Genomic DNA, 19,125 nt, shown 5'->3' with positions numbered 1-19,125 from the left:
ACGGCTTAATTATAGCGTGTCAATAGTAAGAAATCGCAGGAAGAGGGGTTGGAAGTTGGCTCGCCGTCTAGATATTTTCCCTGAGCCGATTTGTCAAATTTTTGCACAAGCTTTTCAGCAAAAAGGCCCGACCTGTTTCCAGGCGGGCCTTTGTTGTTTCTTTCTTCGGGCGGGTCTGAGACCCGCCCCTACTCCACGGTCACGCTCTTGGCCAGGTTGCGCGGCTGGTCGACGTCGGTGCCCTTGAGCACCGCCACATGGTACGCCAGCAGCTGCAGTGGAACTGCGGTCAGAATCGGGGCCAGTTCGTCGTCAACCTCGGGAATGGAAACGAGGGCGTCGACATTGCCGAGCAGGCTTTCCTCGCCCCTGGTGGCCAGGGCGATGACCCGCCCGCTGCGGGCCCGTACCTCCTCCATGTTGGACACGACCTTTTCCAGCACACAGTTGTGAGTACAGATGAACACCACCGGAAGATCCTCGTCGATGAGGGCGATCGGGCCGTGCTTCATCTCGCCGGCGGGATAGCCTTCGGCGTGGATGTAGGAAATCTCCTTCAGCTTGAGGGCACCTTCCAGAGCGATGGGATACTGATTGCCACGGCCGAGATAGAGGAAATCCCGGGCCCCCATGAAGGTTTTGGCGATCTTCTCGATCTCGCCGTCCTGCTCGAGCACTTCTTCCAGTTTACGCGGCAGGGTCAGCAGGCCGCCGGTCAGCTCCCGGCAGCGATCGGCATCGATCACCTGGCGGGCCCGCCCGAGGCGCAGGGCGAACAGGAAAAGCGCGACCAGCTGGGTGGTGAACGCCTTGGTGGAAGCGACGCCGATCTCGGGACCGGCATGGGTGTAGACCACTCCATCGCTTTCCCGGGCAATGGAGGATTCAACGACGTTGCAGATGGCCACGGTCCGGCCCCCCTTGCCCCGGGCTTCGCGTAAGGCGGCCAGGGTGTCCGCCGTCTCGCCGCTCTGGCTGATGAGAAGGGTCAGGGTGCGATCGGTGACCAGCGGATCCCGATAGCGGTATTCGCTGGCGATGTCGACTTCCACCGGAACCCGGGCCAGCTTTTCGATCAGAAACTTTCCGACCAGCCCGGCATGCCAGGAGGTGCCGCAGGCCACGATATAGATCCGTTCAAGGGCGCAGAAGTCCTCGTCGGTCAGGTTGAGCCCTTCGAGGTAGACATCCCCTTGTTCGTCCAGGATCCGACCAGCGAGGGTATCGGCAATCGCCCGGGGCTGTTCGTAGATCTCCTTCAGCATGAAATGCCGGTAGCCGCCTTTTTCAGCCATCAAGGGGCTCCATGTGATGAATTTAGGGGTTTTCTCCCGGACATGTCCCTGCAGGTCGGTGAACCGCATGGTGCTGTCGGTAAAAATGACGATTTCCCCTTCATCCAGAAAGATCATTTCCCGGGTATGGGAGAGCATGGCGGGAATATCGGAAGCGACGAAGAATTCTCCCGCCCCCTGCCCGACCACCAGGGGAGATCCCAACCGGGCGGCGATCAGTTTTCCCGGATCCTGCTCGCAGAGGATGGCGACGGCATAGGCACCCCGCACCTCGGCCAGGGCACGGCGCACCGCAACCTCGAAATCTCCGCACTCTTCAAGATGATGATCGACCAGGTGGGCAATGATTTCGGTGTCGGTCTCGGAGCTGAAGACATGCCCCTGCAGAGTCAGGCGATTTTTGAGCTCCAGATAGTTTTCAATGATGCCGTTGTGCACCACCGCCACGGACCCGGCATAGTGAGGGTGGGCATTGGTTTCGGAAGGGCGCCCGTGGGTTGCCCAGCGGGTGTGTCCGATTCCGTGCACACCATGCAGGGGATTTGTGAGCAACAGGTTCTCCAGTTCGGCCAGTTTGCCCTTGGCCCGGCGAATTTCGATTTTGCCGCCGTTGAGAATGGCGATTCCGGCCGAATCGTAACCCCTATATTCAAGTTTGCGAAGACCATCAATGATGATGGATGTCGCCTCCTGTTGGCCGATATAACCTACGATACCGCACATGGCATTAACCCTTCCTGTCCATCAAATGGGTTTTGAACCCAAAAAATTGGCGCCTTATTCGGCTTTTTTCTTTTCCTGACGGCGCAGTCGCCATCCTTCGATATTTTTCTGCGGCGCCCGGGAAAGAGCCAGGCTATCCTCGGGGACGTCCTTCGTAATGGTCGATCCGGCACCGATGAGGCTGTTACGGCCGATTTTCACCGGTGCCACGAACTGGGTGTCACTGCCGACGAAGACGTCATCCCCGATCACGGTCTTGTGTTTGTTGACCCCGTCATAGTTGCAGGTGATGGTGCCGCAGCCGATGTTGACCCTGGCGCCCAGTTCGGCATCCCCGATATAGGTCAGATGACTGGCCTTGGATCCTTCTCCGATCAGCGCCTTTTTGGTTTCGACGAAATTACCGATCTTGTTGTGCCCCGCCAGAACGGTTCCCGGCCGCAGATGAGCCATGGGACCGACATCGGAATGATCGCCGACCCGGGATCCTTCCAGAACGGAACCAGACTTGATGCGAACGTCATCCCCGATGACACAGTCGCGGATGACGACATGGGGTTCGATGACGCAGTTGCGACCGATGGATGTATCGCCGCTGAGACAGACGCCGGGGTAGATCATGGTATCGGCCCCGATCCGGACCCGATCCTCGATATAGGCGGCTCTGGGATCGATCAGGGTGACCCCGTTGCGCATCAGCGCCTCGTTGACGCGCAGTCGCATGACCTCCTCGGCCTTTGCCAGCTGAATCCGGTCGTTGATCCCCATGGCCTCCTCCATGTCTGGCATAACCAGGGCCTGCACCTTTCTGCCCCTTGCGCGCATGGCCTGCAGCACGTCGGTCAGGTAGTATTCCCCCTGGGCATTGTCGCACTCCAGGCGTTCGAGAGCTTCAAACACCAGGGGCGCCTCGAAGGTATAAATACCGGTATTGATTTCTCTGATGGCCTTCTGCTCCTCGGTCGCGTCCCGTTCCTCGACGATGCCGGTGACCTCACCATCCTCTCGCAGAATCCGTCCGTACCCGAAAGGCTCGGCTGCTTCCGCCGTCAGTACCGTGGCCGCCGTTCCCTGCTCCTGATGATACCTCACCAGCCGGGAAAGCGTCTCCTCCTTCAGCAAGGGGACATCCCCGCACAGCAGCAGCACCGTTCCCGAAAAACCCTTGAGTCTTTCCTTCGCACACAGCAATGCATGACCCGTTCCAAGTTGTTCGGGCTGCAGCGCAAATTGAACAGTTTCATTCGTCAGGCAACCCTGCACATCCTCTGCCCCATGCCCTACGACCAGAACGGTAGGATCGCACCCCAATGTCCGGGCAAGGCGAACCGGATAGCTTACCACCGGCCTGCCGTTGACCTGGTGCACGACTTTTGGGCGCTCCGACTTCATCCGCGTCCCTTTGCCGGCGGCCAGAATGACTGCAGCGAGTTTGTGCTGTTCCATGGGACTCCCCTCTTTAAGCTGAAATTCATGCGCTCATCAGGCCCGCCCGAGAGCTGCTGCCCGGCGCCATCATTGGCCCATACTTACCCACCAAAAACATCCACCGGATTATGGCGAAAAGCCCTGGTTGGGTCAAGGCTGATAAAAAAGGTACAACCTTCGCCGCCTGCTCGGATTAAATTGATCTTTACAAATAAAGCAGGATCTGAGTAATAATAGCTTATTCTTGGAGGCGCGCATGCAGGAGCGGAAAACCATTCTGAAGGAACTGGATCTGATCGCGCAGCAGTTGCGGGAGCTGGAAATCCAGTATGAAAAATATTTTGCGGGAGAGGAGAAGCGCGCCCCGCTGAAAGGCCGGGACAACCTCTATCGGAGGCTGCGCCGCATTGCCAACCGGCGCATCATCCAGACAGACCTGCGATTCCGCTACGAAAGCCTGTCGGCCCGCTTTTTTTCCTATGCGACCCACTGGGACCGGATCATGCGACTGATGGACGAGGGACGATACAGTCGCCATCTGGCCAAGGCCGGTCCTGCTCGGGTTGCTTCCGATCAGCAGAAACCGCAGGATGAAGTCGAAACCGTCTACCAGCAGCTGTTGCAGGCTCACGCCGAATGCGCTCTTGCCGAACCTCTTCCCGACAGGCAAAAATTTTCAGCATTTCTGGACAGGCAACGGGAAGCTCTCAAAGACAAGTATGGGGGCAAGGAGATTGAGTTTCGGGTGGTCAGCGAAAACGGCAAACCCAAAATCAAGGTAAAAGCTAAAAGCGGCTCGAACGGATAGACAGATATCGCACAGAAACAAGAGGGGCACTGGAATCGGCCTGCCAACGCAGACCTTTTCCCAGCGCCCCTTTTTTACAGTTGCGCCGATGCCAGGATCAGACGACAACTTCTTTCACTCTTTTGACATATCGTGGTCTTTCACAGATAAACTTTTTGATTTCCACGACATCAGGGACCCTTCCGGCGATCCGAAGCAGATCGTCGACCATGAGTGCCGGAGAGACATACACCCGATTGTCGATCATTTTGCGCAAATCCCGGTACAGATGCACCTCCGCTTTCACGCCCATCTCCGAAACCGCTTCGCGAACGTTGTCGAGAGTGCGCTCACAACTTCCGTTGGAATCCGGTTTGCAAATGATGTCTATGCGCATCGCAACTCCTTCCCAAAGCCATAACGGCTTCTAAATTAATTATGACTGTTTTTGTAACATTATACCGTTTACGGCAGGGATGGCAATCATTTTTTGCCTGAAAACGGATTTATCACAACCTTATTTTCTAAACCTTCACTGAGTACTCAGGCCCAGGTGATCTTTTCCTTGCCGTAGGCCAGTTTCAGAGCACGTTTAACCCGGGCCAGCAGGCGAACGGAGTTGGCCGGTTTCGCGACGAAATCGAAGAATCCGGCGTCCAGAAGGCGAACTTCCTCTTCAGCGGATGATTTGTCTGAAAGGGCAATGACGGGGATATCTCGAATGACACTGTTGGCCTGCAGCAGACGAAACAGCTCGAATCCGTCCATACCGCCAGGCCCGCTGATTGCGGTATCGAGAAGAATCAGATGGGGAGGTTCCCTAAGTATGCTGCCCAGAGCAAGGGAGGGGCAGGAAAAGTGGATACTCCGTATCCCTTCCTTTTTCAGTTTGGCCTGGAAGGAGCCGAGCCAGAGTTCCTGATCATCCACCAGCATGACCGTCGGATCGGCTTTGTCTTTCGGAAGAGTGACTTTCTGATAATGCTTGCTGATCGCATCCCGTACCTCCGCCGGAGTCGTGAGATAGGGAATGACCCTCATGCCCGTCTTAAAGGAAACGGTGTCGAGAGTTTCCAGGTCGAGGGGATTGGTTATGGCCAGGTGGAGGGATTTCCCCTCGACTTTCAAGGGGAAAATCCCCCTGTTCTGAGCGGTCTGGTAATCGATAAGGCCGAGAACGTCCTCGGTGAAGGGATGCTTGCTGATATTGCTGACCGTTTTGCAGTTGAATTGTTTCGCCAGAATGAGCACCACATCCCGATCGCTGATGATGCCCATCTCCTCCAGCACCTCGCCGAGTCTCTTTCCGGTCGCCTTCTGCTTTTCCAGTGCTTTTTCCAGTGTGGCCTCGTTCAGCACCTGAGCATCCATCAATATTTCGCCAAATCGCTTGCGCCGTTGCATCTTCACCTTCCGAAAGGAAATCAGTCGACGGAGTCAATCCGGGGCAATGCTAACATAAAAAAGGATCAATATTCAAAAACAAATTCCCCGAAGCCGGTCGAATTTTTGAGGTTTTCGACAAAAAACGGCTCCGGGGATCATCCTTATTGTGCGCATCGGCTCTGTTACCGTTCAACCGTCTCCCCATGGCTTTCGGAAGGCGTTTCGGAGTGGACGACAAGTCCATCGGCTCCGGCATCCACAGTGATGGCGGAACCTTCCCTGATTTCACCACCGATGAGCGAACGGCCGATCCGGGTTTCCAGTTCGTGCTGCAGATATCGCTTCAGAGGCCGGGCACCGTAAACGGGATCATAAGCCTCCCTGGCAATGAGGTCCCGGGCATTGTCGGTGATCGCCAGGCTGATTCGCCGTGTGGCCAGCCGTTTGCGCAGGTCGAGCACCTGCAGATCGATGATGGCCTTGATCTCTTCCCGGGTCAGCGGCTTGAACAGAACGATATCGTCCACCCGGTTGAGAAATTCCGGACGGAAATGGCGACGCAGTTCCCCCATCACCGCCTTGGAAGCACTTTCGGCGATTTCGCCCTGATCGTTCAACCCGGTCAGCAGATACTGGGAACCGATGTTGGAGGTGAGAATAATGACCGTGTTCTTGAAATCGACGGTCCTCCCCTGGGCGTCGGTCACCCGTCCGTCATCGAGGATCTGCAGCAGCACGTTGAAGACATCCTGATGGGCCTTTTCGATCTCGTCGAAGAGGATGACCGAGTAGGGTTTCCGCCGCACCGCTTCTGTCAGCTGACCGCCCTCCTCATAGCCGACGTAGCCGGGAGGAGCGCCGATCAGACGGCTGACAGTATGTTTCTCCATGTATTCCGACATGTCGATGCGGACCATGTTGTCTTCACTGTCGAACAGGGCTTCCGCCAGGGTGCGGGCCAGTTCGGTCTTGCCCACCCCGGTAGGGCCGAGGAAGATGAAGGAACCGATCGGACGGCGCGGGTCTTTGATCCCGGCGCGGGCGCGGATAACGGCATCGGCCACCAGCCTCACCGCCTCATCCTGGCCAATCACGCGACGGTGCAGCACCTGGTCGAGTTTGAGCAGCTTTTCCCGCTCTCCCTCAACCAGCCGAGTGACGGGAATTCCGGTCCAGCGGGAAACGATGTCGGCGATCTCCTCTTCGGTCACTTCCTCCCGCAGCAACCGGCTGCCCTGCTGATCCGACTCAAGGTGCACTTCCTCTTCCCTGAGGGTCTTTTCCAGCTCCGGCAGCCGGCCGTGCCGCAATTCGGCGGCCCGGTTCAGATCGTAATTACGCTCGGCGACGGATATTTCCTGCCGCACCCGCTCGATCTCCTCCCGCAATCCCTGCACCTTCCGGATGCCCTCTTTTTCCGAATCCCATTGGGCCTTGAGGGCATCCGCCTGATGCTTGAGGTCCGCCAGTTCCTTTCGCAGGCTTTCCAGCCGTTCCAGGCTGGCTCGGTCCTTTTCCTTTTTCAGAGCAGCCTCTTCGATTTCAAGCTGCATCACCCGGCGGGTGACTTCATCGAGTTCGCTGGGAAGCGAGTCGATCTCCGTGCGGATCATGGCGCAGGCTTCATCCACGAGGTCGATGGCCTTGTCGGGCAGGAAGCGATCGCTGATATACCGATGGCTCAGGGTCGCCGCTGCCACCAAAGAGTTGTCCTGAATCCGGACGCCGTGGAACACCTCGAAGCGTTCCTTGAGCCCGCGCAGGATACTGATGGTATCCTCCACGGTCGGCTGATCAACCAGTACCGGCTGAAACCGCCGCTCCAGCGCGGCATCCTTTTCAATATACTTGCGGTATTCATCCAGGGTGGTGGCGCCGATGCAGTGCAGTTCGCCCCGGGCCAGCATCGGCTTGAGCATGTTGCCGGCGTCCATCGACCCCTCGGCCTTGCCGGCCCCGACGATGGTATGCAGTTCGTCGATAAACAGCAGAATCCGCCCCTCGGCCGCCTTGATCTCGTTCAGTACCGCCTTGAGCCGTTCCTCGAACTCGCCCCGATACTTGGCACCGGCAACAAGTGAGCCCATGTCGAGGGCGAAAATGGTCTTGTTGCGCAGCCCTTCGGGCACGTCTCCGCGCACGATACGATGGGCCAGACCTTCGACGATCGCCGTTTTGCCGACCCCCGGCTCACCGATCAGAACCGGATTATTTTTGGTTTTCCTGGACAGGATGCGAACCACGCGCCGAATTTCCGAATCGCGGCCGATAACCGGGTCTAGGCGCCCTTTCTGAACTTCCTGGACCAAATCCCGGCCATACTTTTCGAGAGCTTCATAAGTGCTCTCGGGATCGGCACTGGTCACCCTCTGATGTCCGCGCACCTCGTTAAGGACCCCCAGGAGCCGGTCTCGGGTTATATTGAACTGCCGGAACAGCTTTCCGGAAGCTGTTACCTCCCCTTCCTGCGACAGCGCCAGCAGGAGATGTTCGACGGAGATGTATTCATCCCGCAGATGCCGGGCTTCCTCCTCCGCCTGCAACAAGAGCCGGTTGAATCGCTGGGTGACATAGATCTTGCCGGCTTCTACGCCTGGCCCGGAAACGCTGGGACGCCGGTCGAGCTCCTTGCTGACTGCAGTGGCAAAGTTGGCCGGGGGGACGTCCATTTTCTGCAGCAGCCTGGGCACAAGTCCTCCCTCCTGCTCAAGCAGGGCGAGGAGGAGGTGTTCGCCATCGACCTCGGCATGCCCGCGTTTCAACGCAACATTCTGGGCAGCCTGAATGGCTTCCTGGGTTTTCTGAGTCATCTTGTTCGCATCCATAGCGCTTCCCTATCCTTTTCCGGGAGGATCCGTCCTTCCCGATCTTTACATTCAACCTTTTACAGCACTCCTCGTCTCCTTCCCCCCTCGCCGTCTTCGAAAAGAGGCTTGGGGGGGGCGTCCGAGAGGCATCAGGAGGTGGAGATTTCGATCCGCCTGGGTTTGGCTTTTTCCGCCCTCGGCAGGGTCAGTGTCAAGACGCCGTTTTTGAATTCGGCACCAGCTTTGGATGGATCTACGGTGTCCGGAATCCGAAATTGGCGATAGTAGGGCCCTGCTGCGAATTCACCAATGAGCCTTTCCCCCTGCTCCTGTTCTGCAACCTGGCCTTGTATGGTGAGAATTCCTTTTTCGACGTGGATGTTCACCGCCTCTTTGGGCATGCCCGGCAGATCCGCCGTGAATACAAGGGCCTCTTCCGTTTCATAGATATCAACGGCCGGGCTGAGGTAACTGTTGCGGGGGCGCGTTTCTTCCCGCCCGCTCGCATCTTTATCCCTGTTGTTTACGAATGCCGTATTCCTCTCTGTCATGATGTGCTCCTTTATTCCCTATTTCATTCAGTTAAGTTTTAACTCAAAGGGCTTTCACCTCGATCCGCCTGGGTTTGGCGGCCTCCGCCTTGGGCAGGGTGATGTGAAGAATCCCCTCGCGATATTCTGCGGTAACTTTGTCCGTATCGATATCCACCGGCAGTTCGATGGTACGGAGGAATTTTCCGCCACCCCGTTCCTTACGATGCCATGTGGCGCCTTCGACGACTTCCTCCTTGCGTTCCCCTGACAGGGTCAGGGTATTGGTCTGAACAGTCATCTCCAGATCGTCCACCGCAACCCCGGGCAGCAAGGCCGATACCTTGAACGTATCACCGACATCGACCAGGTTGATACGGGGGGCTCGTTGAAACTCCGGTCCCGGCATAAAAGTCTGATCAAAAAACTTTCTGGCACCGAAGCCTCTCAAAACCTCATCGATCTGACGTTGAACCTTGTCGAATTCCCTGAAAAGATCCCAGTTGGCCATTTTTCATCCTCCTTTGTTAGTTTCCCGCTGCATACGCCTTTTTACATATCAAGCAGTATACCAAACCTGATAAATAAAATTTTAAAGCGATATCAATGAGTTGGATGATTGGCCGAAACAGATGGGACAGCTTGCGACGTCTCAAAAGTGTATCTTGGCTGCACTTGCGACGTCGCTTTTGGAAAATAATCAGAGTTCCAGGTCCTGCCGGGACAAGCCGAGCTTTTTCAGATATCTGTAGAGAGAGGCACGATGCACTCCCAACATGCGGGCGGCGGAGCTCAGATTGCCCTGCGCCGCGCGAAAAGCCCTTTTGATTTCATCGTGGGACAGACAGAGAGGAATCGTTGATCGCCGCCGCCGAGCGGGCACCGGGGAGAACTCGGCCTCCAGCACCTGACCCTGCCCGTTCAGATTCCGCTGGTCTTCAGCCAGGGGCCAGGACATGACCAATGCCGGGCCGGGATTGATCCGTGAGGGGTAGCGTTCCCAGGACCCCGGCTCGAAATCCTGCCGTTCCAGTATCCACTCACGAAAGGCCCTCCCTCCGATAACATCGGACCGGGTTTCGACAAAAACCCGCTCCAGAACATTACGCAGCTCCCGGACATTGCCGGGCCATAAATAGGCCTGAAGGAGTTCGATGGCTTCCGGGGTCAATCGGTATATGCGGCGATTGTATTTTCGACTGAACATGCGCAGAAAATGATCCACAAGGGCAGGAATATCCTCGGGACGCTCCCTGAGGGGAGGCAGGTGAATGCGCAGCACCGACAACCGATGGTAAAGGTCCGCGCGGAACCGCCCCTGCCCGACGGCTTTTTCCAACTGCAGATTGGTGGCGGCCACGATGCGCACGTCGACCCGGGTTTCATGTTCGGCCCCGATACGCTCTACAGTCCCCTCCTCCAGCACACGCAGCAACTTGGCCTGGGTGTGCATCGGCATATCGCCGATTTCGTCAAGAAAAAGGGTGCCGCCGTCGGCCCGCTCGAAGCGTCCCTGATGCCTGCGCAATGCTCCGGTAAAAGCCCCCTTTTCATGTCCGAACAACTCCGATTCGAGCAGTTCCTCGGAAATAGCCGAACAGTTCACTGCCACGAAAGGTCCGTCATTGCGCAGGCTGCGGTCGTGCAGGCCCCGGGCCACAAGCTCCTTGCCGGTACCGGTTTCGCCGGTGACAACAACAGCGGCATCGGAGGGAGCATACAGGGAAATCTTGCGGAAAACTTCGCGAATAGCCGGACTGATGCCCACCATTCCAAATTGGGCCACCGGTTCCTCTTCTGCAGCCGGCGGCCGGCTGAAATTGAAGGCCACTACCCGCTTACGCAGATCTTCGGTGAGGCCTCCGGGAACCACCTCGGCGCACAGTACCAGGGAATCCCCGAAACGTACACGGATGTCATTGAGGGCCTGGTCCCGGTCGGCGACCTCTCGGGCCAGATCCTCCAAGGGGGGAACCGTTTCGGGGAACAGGCTGGCCAAAAACCTGCCCCGGGAATCGTCGGGTGATATGTTCAGCCATTCGGCCAGCCCCCCTGACACATTGAGCACTTGCCATTTTGCACCGACAGGCCCGACGACAATCAGATCGGGAGCTTTGACCGGCAGTCCGCCCGCCTGAATTTCGCTGGGCAACCGTAATTGCTGTTTCTGTTCGCTGTCTTTCGATCCCATGCTTTTCCTGAAATAAACTTTTTGCTGTCAATTTAACGCCTAATCCTGATTTCTTCAACGTTTGAAGGGCTCTTTCTTTCGAGTCCCGTTAAAAAAACAAAACCGCCGGCATTCCAGATGCGCGGCGGCTTTGCTTCCTGTGAAAATGGCGGGAATGTCATCCGGCCAGGGTCTTCCTGGCAAAATTGCCGATAAGGTTTTCCTGGGGAACGGGGTTAATCCCCCTTTTCTGGTCACTGTCGGACTTACCGCCCCGATCTGAATGCTTTCGGGCCCTCGCCATGGCAAGCAAGGGAAAGTAATGACGATACATGTTGTAATTGATCATGAACCCTCGAGCCAGCTCGACTCCCTGGGAGAGACCCGCACCAGGCTTTTTCAGATTGGTACGCTCTCCCACTCCGTAACCCGGGAAACCGGTTCCCGTGTAGTGAGGTTCGTCCCATGTACCGTTCTCCTGCCGGCTCAGGAGAAACCCGATTCCACGACGGATAAACTCATCGCAATCGTGGGAGCCGACAGCCAGCAGTCCAAGAAGAGCCCAGGCGGTCTGGGAGGCCGTGCTCTTTCCCTCGCCTCGCAGATGATCATCCATGTAGGAGGCACAGGTTTCTCCCCAGCCCCCATCGGCATTCTGGTGCCGAATCAGCCAATCGACCGCCCTGCGAACATAGGGTGCGGTCATATCCTCTCCGATGGCCCGCAAGGCAGGCAACACCGCGGCCGTGCCGTAGATGTGGTTGACACCCCAACGGCCAAACCAGCTTCCTCGGGGCTCCTGCTCCCGCTTGATATAGGCCAAAGCCCTGACAATGACCGGATCACCCATGTCACGGCCAAGGGCTGCCAGAGCCTCAACAACATGGGCGGTCACGTCGACACTCGGAGGATCGAGCATTTCACCAAAATCGGCAAAGGGGATTTTGGTCACAATGATGCTGTTGTTGTCGCGGTCAAAGGCACCCCAGCCGCCATTGGACGACTGCATGCCGAGGAGCCACTCCTCGCCCCGGCGCAGGGCCGTCTCGATGCGGGCCGGATTATCGGAAAAGCGGCGGGCCGTACTCAGCACCAGCAGGGCAAGCGCGGTGTCATCGACATCAGGGAAATGGGTGTTGGCCCGCTCGAAAGCCCAGCCTCCCGGGCGAACCCCTTTAACCTTGACCTGCCAGTCGCCTCCGGTGGTAATCTGTTTGGCGAGAATCCACTCCAGGGCCGTCTCCATCATCGGCGCTTTCTGCTGATCCCGCCCGCATTCGTACAAGGCCAACAGGGAGAAGAGGGTGTCCCAAATCGGGGACTCGCTGCACTGGAGGTAGGTTCCGCCATTCTTTTCGTAGGCCCAGGGCGGATTGAAGGCATTCAGGCCGTTGCTGACCACCGGATGATCAAGGGCATACCCCTCGACATGCAGGGCGAGCAAAGAATAGATGAGAGGCGGCTGGATGCCGCCCCATCCGCCATCGTAATCCTGATGGCGGACGATCCATTCGAGGCACAATCGAACCGCCCTTTCCCTCCCGAACCGGGCGGGCAATTTGTTATACCTTTTGAGCATCCAGTCCACGAGCAGGAAAAACTTTTCCGCCAGCCCTTGCCGGTCGTCGGGCAGGCTGTAATCGGCCTTTTCACGCCCTCCCGGAAACAGCTCATCGAGCCGGCGGCCGGCAGGCAGGGGCCGCACCGGCTGCCTGATGGACAGGATGGAAAGAGGAACCAGCGTGGCGCGGGCCCAGCTGGCAAAATCGTAGATATTGAGGGGACACCAGGAGGGCAGGTAGATGATTTCCGGCGCCAGAGCAGGAGTTCTTTCCCACGGCCATTCCCCGATCAGAGCCAGCCAGTAACGGGTAAAAACCCTGACGTTTTTCAGGCCACCGTGATCGAAAATCCATTTTCGAGCCTTGCTCAGAGGCTCGCTATCAGGATCGAAGCCGGCAGCCCGCAGTGCGGCATAGCATTCAACGGTGGCGTTGATGTCTCCGGCAGGAGCATTGTAGTAAACTTCCCAGGATCCGTCGGCCCGCTGTTCATTCAGAATGGCACGAACGACACCCTCGAACTTGGGATCATCCTTGACGCCCAGAAAATGCATGGCCAGAATCCATTCCGCCTCAATACAGGAATTGGACTCCAGCCTGCCCACCCAGAAACCCTCCGGCTCCCGGTGACGAGACAACCAGTCAATGGCACTCTCGATACCGGCCTCCAGTCTGGTCTCGGCATTGAGATCTTTCTTAAACTGCCGAATGACGTTCAAGGAAGAACCTCCTGTTTTATGTGCAAATAAAGAATTATAAAGGTTATTGATCTGCTTGAAACAGAGGCAGGAGGCCGTAATTGAACACGCCCTGCCGCCAATCCTGGCCGTCTTCCCGACGGATTCCCTCGTCTCAAAAAACCGACACTTCCAGCACCCTTATGGATGCCGGGCATTGATTGTTGAAACAGAATTTTTAACAAATAGTACAAAGATTATATTTTGTCAACAATCCCCATATGTTATGGTCGGATACTATAAACCCTGGCCGGGCTTCCGTCAATCTCCCCCTGAGGACTGCCCGGCCGTCGATAGATATGCATTCCTGAAGGACAAACAATGGCGGACCCCGGGCCCGCATGCCTGCGGGTAGTTCGGCATCAGAACAGCCGGACCGCCAGGAAAAGACCAATCATGGCGAAGGCCAGAGCCATCTTGGCAGCGGTCCCCACAGCCAAGCCGATGAGCGCTCCGATACCGGCCCGACTCGCCGTCCGCAGATCGTTGCGGGCAGTCAATTCACCAGCCATGGCGCCAATGAAAGGACCCAGCAGCAGCCCCGGCAGACCGAAAAAAATGCCAGCAACCGCCCCAATGGCGGCCCCGATCATGGCCCTGTTAGAAGATCCGTAATGCCTGGCGCCAAACATTCCTGCAATAAAATCGGCCAGAACTGCCAACAGGGCCATGACGCCAAGAAGGGTCAGCGTACGCCATCCAACAAAGGCAAAATCCTCGGCCCAGGCAGCGCATAACAGCCCGAAAAACAGCAACGGAGGTCCTGGCAGAGCTGGCAGCACCATGCCGGCAATACCCGACAGAACCAAGAGGATGGCCAATGACCAGAGGAGAAATTCCACCAGAAAGCTCCTTTAAAACGGTCCGGCCGGCTGCAGCTTGCGCACTCCAATTTCTTTCTCTGAACCGGACACGGCAAATTATACCTTGATCGGGAGAGCATTCATCTGATTGGCCAAGCAGAAAAGCTTCAAACGGCAGGGCAGTCAATATGCAGGCTCAGGCAAGATTCAGAGAGGAGGGCCTTGCCGTCGTGCAAAGCCATTATTTTAACAGAAGAACCAGAAAGGGCAGGAAGGAAAGGTGATTATAAAAAATACTAGTGTTTGCTGCCGGTAACCTTTTTTCCGTCTGGATTCCGGATATCGTAATCGGCAGCCTGCAGGCTGACTCCATAGATTCGCCGGAGTGTTTTTTTTATGGTCTCCAGCACCGCATCGAATTCCTGATGATTCTTAGCTTCACCGCGAATCACCCTGTCCTTCAACCCATTATCCCGTTGGACAAAGTGCGCCCACTCGATAATCCCGTCCGTTTTCTTTTTTGCAAGCACTTTGTAAATCCCCACCTGAGGAATCTGCTCGCTGACCCACCCACCCAACATCTCCTCGCCTTTCTCAATACGCATCACGGCCGCCCGGGAGAGGTCATGGCTCATGAATTTCTCCTTTCGCTGTCCTTTTTCACAACTCATTGATATGCATAAGGTGGGCCACTTTGTTCGTATCCGGTCATCAGACACAACCATCAAACTCGCCAGGAATAGAGACTACTTCAAATTTCGCCACAGTTGACCTCACCATTCCAAATACGCCCAATTTGAGCAAAAAAAGGCCCAGCCGTTTCCGACTGAGCCCTTTTTCAATCTATTAAGTCAGCGCTCGCTCCGCTTCGAATCCCACTGGAACTCTCAGCGTAAATTTCGAGGATATCGCCGAGATCATCGGCAAGATCTTCAAGCGCGGCAAGATCGTCCAGGCCAATCGCACCCTGGCGTCCTGCAGTCGGCTGTTCAACTGGGCCCTGTCGCAAGGACTGGTCCTCTACAATCCTTGCGCCATGATGCGCAAGTACGAGGAGAAACCCCGCGACCGCGTCCTGACCGAACCGGAGCAGAAAGATGCGTCGCCCGAAAAACCGCGCCATGTGGAGATCCAGACGCTGTGGAAGCAACTGACCGAACAGGAAGAACAGGCCGAGGCCAGAATCCTGCTGCTGTGCATCCTGACGGGTGCCAGGCCGGGTGAGATCTGCAACATGCGCTGGGAGGATATCAACGGCAGTTGGTGGACGCTCAGCGAGGAGGTGACGAAGACCGACGTGACCCTCGACTGCTACCTGACCGAAACGGCGCTCGGCATCCTTGGAACGCCGGGGGAGACGGGTTTCATATTCACCCTGGCCTCGGACCCAGACCGGGCCCTGCCGGAAAACCGCTTGTCCAGGTTCGTCAGAAAGCAGCACCAGTATTTCGGCCTGGAGAAGTGGCAGCCTCGCGACCTGCGCCGAACCTTCACCACCCTGTCGAAGGGGCTTGGCTACTCCGACCTGATTATCAACAAGGCCCAGGCCCGCAAGGACAGATCCGTGATCCGCACCCACTACGACAAAAGGCGCTACTACGACGAGCTGCGGCAGTTGTATGAGGCGGTGGAGCGGGAGATTCTGCGCATCATTGGCCAGGCGGGGGAAACAGCGAAGGTCATACAGCTGCGCTAGGCGTTGCTCGGTGACACCGGACTCGTCTGGCCACGCTCCGCGCCAGGCCGGCCATATCAAATAGTTGTTACTATGATCGAAAAGACATTTTTACCCCATGCGGGCTTCAGTCAGGTTCACGGCAGGCTCTTCCGGCATGGTGTTATTTTCTCACTCCGACTCCCCCGCCCCTTCCAGCACCTGTCTGCCCTTGTCAGTCAGGCGGTAGCGCTGTTTGCTGCTGCGCGGCTTGTCCGAGATGGTCATTTCGACGAGCCCCTCCTCCAGCGAAGGATTCAGCACTTGGTCCCTGAACTTGGTGCGGTCTGCCCTTCCGGCAATCGCCATGATATCCGCTATTGCTTTACTTTCAAGGCAGTTACGCATGATCTCGACTTAGTTCCAACTTGGTGCCCAACTTGGTGCCCAACTTGGTCCCGACCACCCCCGCAAGCCCCTGGTCCGCCCGCTCGTTCACCGGCCGGCGGATCAGAAAGGATGTGAGGTCCTCGTTGGTCTCGAACTCGGGCGACTGCGGGCCGTTCGGCGGTTGCCCTCCCCGCCATAAGCCTTGCGCCATGGCGTATAAATTGGCGCATAAATACACGCCAGGGCGCATAAGTTATAATTTGCGCTTATAGATTCTAGCCTTAAGCGCCCCTTCGGGCTGTATCTTGCCGTTACTCTCCAGTTTTTTCAGTAGCTTATAGGCCTGATCCTTTGTCAGATGGCAAAGTTCCATTACATCGGCGCGCTTAATGCCGCCATGCTTATCAATAAAGCTGAGCACCATCTGTTCCTGTTGGATGGCATCAAACCCGGCCTGGCGAATATAATCGGCCTTCTGGCCAGCTTGTCGGTACACCTTGGCGCTGAGGGTATAGCTGCGGCCTCTGCCTACTCCGTGAGCTTCCACCAGCCCGGCTTCCACCAATTTTTCCAACATAGATCGGGCTTCGGTATCGGTTTTCTGCACACTGGGAGCCAAATCCCGAGTGGTCAGGCGCCGCTCTTCCTTGAGCCGAGCCAGCAGAATCAGGCTTTCAACGGGCATGGCGCGGCCAGTTTGGCTTTCCCTGGTCAGGATCATCTCCAGAAAGGCGATATCCGGCTCGGCATTGCTGATATAGAGACTAACGGTATAGGCATCCGAGCGGCTGTAGTTCGGTGTGGGGCGGCCATAGCGGAGCAAACCCTCAAAAATGCGGTCAATCCCCCTCCCGGTGCGCTCCGCCAACCCAAGCCGTTTGACGATGTCCGCAAGCAGGGGATTCCTCGGTCTGGGCGGGGTAACCAACAGATTGTCCAGGGTAACGCCTTCCACAAAGCCACCGGGGTTGCTGATGGTCATACCATCGTCGTCCAGGCGTACGTGTACAGCGCCCAAACGGCTAAAGTCGCGGTGCACCAGCGCGTTGACGAAAGCTTCGCGAAAAGCTCGGCGATCGTAGTTGGGTACGGGCACCCGGAAAAGTCCGGACTGCACTTCCTGCTCAATCACGCGAGAGCGGAACAACAACTCTACCTCTTCGAAAGTTTGCAGTAAGGGTTTGCGGAAGAATTCATTGACCTTGACGTCGGTCCCCTCCAGTACCTGAAAGGCGACTTCGTACGCTGGCAAATGACGGCGCAACAGTGCTTCGTTGCCCAGCAACAGCAATCCGGCTAAGGTCGGACACCGTTTCCCGTTAAATTCGATGACCAATCCCAGCGCGCCGTCCAGTTCGCTATCGGCCAATGGCAGCAAGGACTGGTCACCCCCGTACTTGCGGATCACTTCGCGTATGCGATGTCGTTCGAGCGGGTTCAGCTGCTCCGCCGCAACCTCCACGATTGGTTGGGCGGAGGGATCCAGAAGGCCCAGACTGGATTGACGCTGAGTGAACTCGTGTGGGTAAAAGGGCACAGCCTCCGGCCGCCCATCGGCCAGCAGGCGGCGACGTTGCAGCAGCCCTTCTGATGTGGAGACCAACTGGCGCGACTTGGTTACATGGATATGAGCAATGGGCAGGCCATGCAATTCTACCCGCTCCACAACCACGGACAAAGGTGGATTGGTGCGGTTGGCAATGAAGGCGGCAAGGCCTCGTGTGTCCCGGTGCGACTCGTGGAGCCCCGTGATGGTCCCATCATCCTCCACGCCTAGCAGCAAATCCCCACCCTCGGTGTTGGCCAGAGCCACGACCGCCGCAATCAAATCACGATCCGACAGGCATTTGAGGTCGCTTTTGAACTCGACCTGGAGATTCTCGCCGCTTGTAAGAAGCTCCTTCAATTGACGAATGTCCATGTCCATATCAACTATATTTCCCATCTGCCTGCCGCAAGGCGAACTGGTTGTAGCCGGTCGTTAGGGGACGGTGGCCGCCAGGCTGAGCAGTTCCCGCTCGGCCTCGCCCCTCGCCTCAATGGTGCTGGCGTAGCGGCGGATGTAGTAGTGGTAGGTCTTGTACTTCGCAGTGACGGCCTGCGGCGCCTTATAGGGCCGGTTCTGCCCGCCGGGTGCCCACAGGACGATCAGCTTCTTGCCGCCGTACTCCTCGACGCTGAGGATCGGGAAATAAGGGGGCTGGATCAAGTTGCAGCAGCCGAGCAGCTCCTGCTGGATCTTGTCCAGAAGATCGTCGGAAAGCCCGATGGGTGGAAAGATCGGCCGGCCGGAGGCATCGCAGTCCTGTCCGATGACGACATAGCCGCCGCCAAGGTTTTCAAAATCATTGGCAAAGGCGCACAGGGTCCGGATGATCGGATCGGGGTTCCAGCCGGCCTTGTATTCGATGCGTTCGCCTTCGACGGTGCGCTGGCGTAGCAGGTCGTCGAGGTTGAGCGGCAGTTTGCTGTTCATCGGTGGTCCTTGGAGCTATCGAAGCAGAGGTTCATAGTTTCTTTGAGCGGGTCAGAGCCAAGCCGCTCGACCTGGCCGGAATGCCATCCACAGAGAAACCCACCTCATGCAACGAAAAATATGACGGCGATGTGACTGTGTCGGAATCTTCGAGAGCAGTTCTCCCACAGCGGCGCCGGCTGCCACGACAAACCCGCAGAAAAACGCGAAGGGGGTGGTCAATAACATGGCGATGATCAGCCCGACGAAAATCGAGGCAAGCGGGTCTTGACCGCTGAGAATGAGGGCGGAAGCGGTCAGGCAACAAAGAGCCGATAAAATGATTACCCCTGGCAGGTTTTCTCTCATTCCTTGCCTCCATTCGGACTATCTAGCGC

At 57.0% G+C, this 19,125-nt stretch carries 18 protein-coding genes; 2 read left to right on the top strand and 16 right to left on the bottom strand.

The window, feature by feature from the left end:
- Positions 1-188: 188 nt before the first annotated feature.
- Both glmS and glmU read right to left on the bottom strand, forming a co-directional pair.
- Positions 189-2,018, bottom strand: a complete 1,830-nt coding sequence (gene glmS / locus R2940_16445) for a glutamine--fructose-6-phosphate transaminase (isomerizing) (GenBank protein MEZ4601379.1) — start codon at positions 2,016-2,018, stop codon at positions 189-191.
- Between the two features lie 54 nt (positions 2,019-2,072).
- Entirely contained in the window at positions 2,073-3,464 is a 1,392-nt protein-coding gene (gene glmU, locus R2940_16440; GenBank protein MEZ4601378.1) for a bifunctional UDP-N-acetylglucosamine diphosphorylase/glucosamine-1-phosphate N-acetyltransferase GlmU, read from the bottom strand.
- A 238-nt stretch (positions 3,465-3,702) separates the two neighbouring features.
- Between glmU and R2940_16435 the strand changes: the two genes are divergently transcribed.
- Positions 3,703-4,254, top strand: a complete 552-nt coding sequence (locus R2940_16435; protein MEZ4601377.1) for an MXAN_5187 C-terminal domain-containing protein — start codon at positions 3,703-3,705, stop codon at positions 4,252-4,254.
- A 97-nt stretch (positions 4,255-4,351) separates the two neighbouring features.
- Here R2940_16435 and R2940_16430 read toward each other — a convergent pair whose 3' ends face one another.
- The 9 genes from R2940_16430 to R2940_16390 form a co-directional block, all read right to left on the bottom strand.
- The gene (locus R2940_16430) at positions 4,352-4,630 is read right to left on the bottom strand and encodes a thioredoxin family protein (protein MEZ4601376.1); all 279 of its coding nucleotides are present in this window, start codon (positions 4,628-4,630) and stop codon (positions 4,352-4,354) included.
- 146 nt (positions 4,631-4,776) lie between these two features.
- On the bottom strand, positions 4,777-5,637 hold the full coding sequence (locus R2940_16425; GenBank protein MEZ4601375.1) for a response regulator: 861 nt from the start codon (positions 5,635-5,637) through the stop codon (positions 4,777-4,779).
- 164 nt (positions 5,638-5,801) lie between these two features.
- Positions 5,802-8,429 carry an ATP-dependent chaperone ClpB gene (gene clpB / locus R2940_16420; GenBank protein MEZ4601374.1) on the bottom strand — a complete coding sequence of 876 codons (2,628 nt, stop codon included), beginning with the start codon at positions 8,427-8,429 and terminating at the stop codon, positions 5,802-5,804.
- 146 nt (positions 8,430-8,575) lie between these two features.
- On the bottom strand, positions 8,576-8,977 hold the full coding sequence (locus tag R2940_16415; protein ID MEZ4601373.1) for an Hsp20/alpha crystallin family protein: 402 nt from the start codon (positions 8,975-8,977) through the stop codon (positions 8,576-8,578).
- Between the two features lie 43 nt (positions 8,978-9,020).
- Complete coding sequence (locus R2940_16410; GenBank protein MEZ4601372.1) at positions 9,021-9,467, bottom strand: Hsp20/alpha crystallin family protein; 447 nt, start codon at positions 9,465-9,467, stop codon at positions 9,021-9,023.
- A gap of 189 nt (positions 9,468-9,656) precedes the next feature.
- The gene (locus R2940_16405) at positions 9,657-11,147 is read right to left on the bottom strand and encodes a sigma-54 dependent transcriptional regulator (GenBank protein MEZ4601371.1); all 1,491 of its coding nucleotides are present in this window, start codon (positions 11,145-11,147) and stop codon (positions 9,657-9,659) included.
- 157 nt (positions 11,148-11,304) lie between these two features.
- Positions 11,305-13,407, bottom strand: coding sequence for a squalene--hopene cyclase (gene shc / locus R2940_16400; GenBank protein ID MEZ4601370.1), 2,103 nt, complete (start codon positions 13,405-13,407; stop codon positions 11,305-11,307).
- Positions 13,408-13,787: 380 nt separating this feature from the next.
- Complete coding sequence (locus R2940_16395) at positions 13,788-14,267, bottom strand: DUF456 domain-containing protein (protein MEZ4601369.1); 480 nt, start codon at positions 14,265-14,267, stop codon at positions 13,788-13,790.
- Between the two features lie 257 nt (positions 14,268-14,524).
- Positions 14,525-14,863, bottom strand: coding sequence for a hypothetical protein (locus tag R2940_16390; protein ID MEZ4601368.1), 339 nt, complete (start codon positions 14,861-14,863; stop codon positions 14,525-14,527).
- Positions 14,864-15,264: 401 nt separating this feature from the next.
- On the opposite strand from R2940_16390, the gene R2940_16385 reads away from it, so the two are divergent.
- Complete coding sequence (locus R2940_16385; GenBank protein ID MEZ4601367.1) at positions 15,265-15,924, top strand: tyrosine-type recombinase/integrase; 660 nt, start codon at positions 15,265-15,267, stop codon at positions 15,922-15,924.
- Positions 15,925-16,074: 150 nt separating this feature from the next.
- Here the strand turns inward: R2940_16385 and R2940_16380 are convergent, their stop codons facing one another.
- Genes R2940_16380 through R2940_16360 form a run of 5 tightly spaced genes read right to left on the bottom strand, consistent with a single transcriptional unit; the run spans position 16,075 to position 19,096 of the window.
- A complete protein-coding gene (locus R2940_16380; GenBank protein ID MEZ4601366.1) occupies positions 16,075-16,290 on the bottom strand; it encodes a hypothetical protein in 216 nt (71 codons plus the stop codon).
- Positions 16,283-16,483: a hypothetical protein gene (locus R2940_16375; protein ID MEZ4601365.1), complete on the bottom strand. Its 201-nt coding sequence runs from the start codon at positions 16,481-16,483 to the stop codon at positions 16,283-16,285. Before R2940_16375 ends, R2940_16380 begins: the two co-directional genes overlap by 8 nt.
- 42 nt (positions 16,484-16,525) lie before the next feature.
- Complete coding sequence (locus R2940_16370; GenBank protein MEZ4601364.1) at positions 16,526-18,199, bottom strand: ATP-binding protein; 1,674 nt, start codon at positions 18,197-18,199, stop codon at positions 16,526-16,528.
- A 54-nt stretch (positions 18,200-18,253) separates the two neighbouring features.
- Entirely contained in the window at positions 18,254-18,748 is a 495-nt protein-coding gene (locus R2940_16365; protein ID MEZ4601363.1) for an ATP-binding protein, read from the bottom strand.
- Positions 18,749-18,799: 51 nt separating this feature from the next.
- On the bottom strand, positions 18,800-19,096 hold the full coding sequence (locus tag R2940_16360) for a hypothetical protein (protein ID MEZ4601362.1): 297 nt from the start codon (positions 19,094-19,096) through the stop codon (positions 18,800-18,802).
- Positions 19,097-19,125 lie beyond the last annotated feature (29 nt).

The sequence above is a fragment of the Syntrophotaleaceae bacterium genome (assembly GCA_041390365.1).
Taxonomy (GTDB): domain Bacteria; phylum Desulfobacterota; class Desulfuromonadia; order Desulfuromonadales; family Syntrophotaleaceae; genus JAWKQB01.
Note: the sequence above shows the minus strand (reverse complement) of the source record. Positions and strands in the feature narration are given on the sequence as shown.